The sequence below is a fragment of the Kitasatospora sp. NPDC047058 genome (genome assembly GCF_040643935.1).
Classification (GTDB): Bacteria; Actinomycetota; Actinomycetes; order Streptomycetales; family Streptomycetaceae; genus Kitasatospora.
Genome location: NZ_JBEYVJ010000942.1, coordinates 1 through 1,104, shown reverse-complemented (window position 1 = coordinate 1,104; position 1,104 = coordinate 1). Strand labels below are relative to the sequence as shown.

The 1,104-nt window shown below is 72.6% G+C and carries 1 protein-coding gene; it reads right to left on the bottom strand.

From position 1 onward, the window contains the following. Window positions 1–57: 57 nt before the first annotated feature. Window positions 58–1,104 (bottom strand): transcription termination factor Rho (rho, locus tag ABZ885_RS41815; RefSeq protein ID WP_360200532.1); only part of this gene is annotated, 1,047 nt, incomplete at its 5' end.

The following is a 1,104-nucleotide window of genomic DNA, read 5'->3' as shown; positions in this document are numbered from 1 at the left end:
GTCCGGTCCGGTCCCCGTGTCGGGTCCGTCCGGTCCGGTGAACGGCTTCCCGGCCGCTCAGGTGGCGCGGGCCGGCGAGTTGACGATCACCTGGCGGAGGAGGTCGGAGTTGCTTCCGGTCCGCTTCAACCGGTCCAGGAGCAGCTCGGCGGCAGGCTGGGTGTCCAGGCCGCTGAGGACCCGGCGCAGGGTCCAGGCGGCGGAGGTACGGGCGGGACCGTGGAGGAGTTCCTCGCGGCGGGTGCCGGAGGCGCGGACGTCGACGGCGGGGAAGAGCCGCTTGTCGGCGAGCCGGCGGTCCAGTCGCAGCTCCATGTTGCCGGTGCTCTTGAACTCCTCGAAGATCAGGTCGTCCATGCGGGAACCGGTGTCCACGAGGGCGGTGGCCACGATCGTCAGTGAGCCGCCGTTCTCGATGTTGCGCGCTGCGCCGAAGAGCTTCTTCGGGTGGTGGATCGCGGCGGAGTCGAGTCCGCCGGTGAGGGTGCGGCCGGTGGCGGGGGCCGCCGAGTTGTAGGCGCGGGCGAGCCGGGTGATCGAGTCGAGCAGGACGACGACGTCGTGGCCGAGTTCGACGAGGCGCTTGGCGCGCTCGATCGCGAGTTCGGCGATGGCGATGTGGTCGCGGGCGGGCCGGTCGAACGTGGAGGCGATGACCTCGCCCCGCACGGAGCGCTGCATCTCGGTGACCTCCTCGGGGCGCTCGTCGACCAGGACGACCATCAGGTGCGCCTCGGGATGGTTGCGGGCGACCGCTGCCGCGATCGCTTGCATGATCATCGTCTTGCCGGTCTTCGGCGGGGCGACGAGCAGGCCGCGCTGGCCCTTGCCGATCGGGGCGACGAGGTCCACGATCCGGCCGGTCAGCTGCTTCGGGTCCGTTTCGAGACGCAGCGGCTGCTGCGGGTGGAGCGGCGTCAGTTCGGCGAACGCGGGCCGGGGTTGCGGCTCGTCCGCGGTGTGGCCGTTGACGGTGTCGAGGCGGGTCAGGGACGGCCGGTGACCGGCCGTGGCACGGGGGCGGGACGCGCCGGTCAGGACGTCACCGGGCCGCAGGCCGAAGGCCCGAACCTGGGCGGTGGCCACGTGCTGGTCCGCGGGCCC